1 protein-coding gene is annotated in these 2724 nt (G+C 73.7%); it reads right to left on the bottom strand.

Annotation, left to right across the window (positions count from 1 at the left end; all coding sequences use genetic code 11):
* Positions 1-2724, bottom strand: a 2724-nt coding sequence (locus P3W85_RS17195) for a DEAD/DEAH box helicase (RefSeq protein ID WP_276265666.1), incomplete at both ends; no start/stop codon positions are given.

Raw genomic sequence — 2724 nt, 5'->3', positions numbered from 1 at the left:
GGTCGGCCTGCTTGCGGTTGAAGGTGACCACGCCCACCGAGGGCCGTTCGGCGAAGGGCGCCTGCCAGAGCGCCGCCAGCAGGTCGGCGACCTTGTCGGCCTCGGCCGGGTTGGTCTGGTTCTGGTAGAGACCGTCCACGCGGATCAGCTCCAGCGGCTTGTCCTGCAGGATGCGCGTGCGCGGATGGCGCACCGGCACGCTCAGCCGGTTGCCGTAGAACGCGGCGTTGGAAAAGCCGATCAGCTCGCGGTAGGCCGAGCGGTAGTGGATCTGCAGCGTGGCGCTGGGCAGGGCGGTGCGCGCCAGTTGCAGCAGGTCGGGGCAGTCCTTGATCTCGCGCCGGTTCCAGACCTCGTCGAAGGCTTCCTGCACGGTCTCGTCGGCGTCTTCGTCCGGGGTCTCGCCGTCGAACAGTTCGGCCTCGTCGCTCTCGATGCGGCTGGAGAAGAAGGCAGTCGGCGGCATCTGCTTTTCATCGCCGCTGACCACGGCGACGCGGCCGCGGAACAGCGTGGGCAGCGCGTATTCGACAGGCATCTGCGAGGCCTCGTCGTAGATCACGGTGTCGAACAGCCCCGCCTTGAGCGGCAGCACGCGGCTGGCCACGTCCGGGTTCATCAGCCACACCGGGCGCAAGGCCATCAGCCCGAGCGGCGCGCCCAGTTCGATGAACTCGCGCAGCCGGCGCGCGCGCCGCCCGGTGAGGCGCGTGATGTCCTCCCAGTCCTTGAGCGGCCGCACGCGGCCGCGCTCGATGCCCTGCACCAGGAGCGCGCGGTTCAGCCGGCGCATCTCGACGTCGGCGGTGGCCAGCGCGCTCACGCGTGCCGCGGTTTCGCCGTGCTCGAGCAGCAGCGCGGGGTGGTGCAATTCCAGCTGCCGCTTCCAGGCCAGCCGCGCTTCGCGGTTGAGCAGGCGCCGGATTTCGGCCTCCAGGGCGTCGGCGGGTATCGACGCGAGCGCCGCCTGCTTGTCGCGCAGCGTGGTGAAGATCGCCAGCTCGGCCGCGCCGAGCTGGCCGGCGCGGCTGCGGAACTGCTGGTATGCCGCCAGCGTCGGCAGGGCGGCGGCCAGCGGCGCGGTCAGCGGGGCGCTGTCGCGGTTGCCGTGGATGGCTTCCGTGCACGCGGCCACCCACTCCGGCTCACACCAGCCGGCCAGCCGCTGCAGCGCGGCCAGGCTCAGGCGGCGCGCCTCGCAACGCGCGAAGGCGGCGTGGTAGCCTGCCAGCAGCGCCACCACGGTCTCGCGGCGGCCGCTGCCGAGCGCGGCCTCGATGGGTTCGGGGCACGGGGCCTGCGCCAGCCGCTCGCACATGGCCGCCGCATCGCGCAGCCTTGCCTGGGCGTCGGCGCACAGCGCGGCGAGCGCCGCTCCGGCATCGTCGGCGGGCAAGGGCAGCGACAGGACTTGCAGGATCTCGCGCAAGGCCTGGCGGGGTGCGCGCCATTGCTGTTCCAGGCGCGCGGCTTGCGCCAGCGCCGGCAGGCGGTCCGGGCCGGCGGCGGCGGGGCCGCTGCAGCGCTGCAGCAGGGCCATCTGTCTGCGCCGGTGCAGCCAGCGCGACACGCTGAGCCGGCCAAGCAGGCCAACCGGTGTGGCCAGGTGCGCGGCGCGGGCCACGGCGGCGGCCAGTTCGCCGGCCTCGAGCGTGGCCAGCGCGGGCGAGAGCACCGCATCGTGGGCGTCCTGCGCGCAGGCGGCGAGTTGCTGTCCCACTTGGGCAAGCTGCGCCATCAGCGCCGCGCCGCGCGAGGTGGCGCTTCCCGCGGGCGCCGGCGCCGGCGCGCTGGCGGATACGGCGGCCAGCGGCCGCAGCAGCGGCAGCCAGCGCGCCAGGTCGGCGCGGCGGGCTTCGTCCAGCGCAAGCAGGGCGTCGCCGTGGACGGCGAGCCAGGCGCGGTGCGGGCCGGGATCTTCGACGTCGAATGCCGCGGGGTTGCGCGCCAGCACGTCGGCGCGCGCCTGTTCGGTCTGTACCAGGCGCTCCAGGGTTTCGGCGAAGTCGGCCAGGGTGGCGCGGTCGGTGGCGAAGGGGCGCAGGCGCGCCAGCGGGCTGCCCTCGAAGCGCGCCGGCAGCCAGTAGCGTGCCAGCGGCGCGCATCGTTCCTCCAGCGCGGCCAGGCTGGCGGTGTCCAGCGGCTCGAGTTGCGCGCGCAGCGCCGGCACGTCCAGCGGCGCCTCGCCTTGCTCCAGCGCCAGCAGTTCACCCAGCAGCGCGCGGTAGCTCAGGCCGATCCGTGCGTCGACCTGGTGGAGCGCTTGCTGATGACGGTCCAGTTCCCCCTCCAGCGCTTCAATGCGCGCGGCGACGCGCTCGCGCTGGGCACGCCATGCCGGCGGCCCGGCATCGGGCGTTTTCCACAGCGATTCGAGCTGCTCGCGCACGCCGCGGATGACCGGTTCACGGTCGCGGTTGACGTCGCTCACCATCACGATGCGCTGCTCCAGCCCTTCCGCCACCAGCCGTTTGCGCACCACGTCGAGCGCGGCCTGCTTCTGGCACACGATCAGCAGGCTGCGCTGGCGGCCCAGCGCATCGGCCACCATATTGACGATGGTCTGGCTCTTGCCGGTGCCGGGGGGGCCCTCGACCAGCAGGCCTGGCGCCTGCCGCGCCTGCAGCACGGCGGCCTCCTGCGAAGGATCGCTGGCCACGGTGAAATAGCGGTCGCGCTCGGGCGGCTGGCCGGCATCGTCGGTTGCGGCGGCGCCGGCGGCCG

Source organism: Cupriavidus basilensis, from assembly GCF_029335485.1.
GTDB lineage: Bacteria > Pseudomonadota > Gammaproteobacteria > Burkholderiales > Burkholderiaceae > Cupriavidus > Cupriavidus basilensis_E.
Note: the sequence above shows the minus strand (reverse complement) of the source record. Positions and strands in the feature narration are given on the sequence as shown.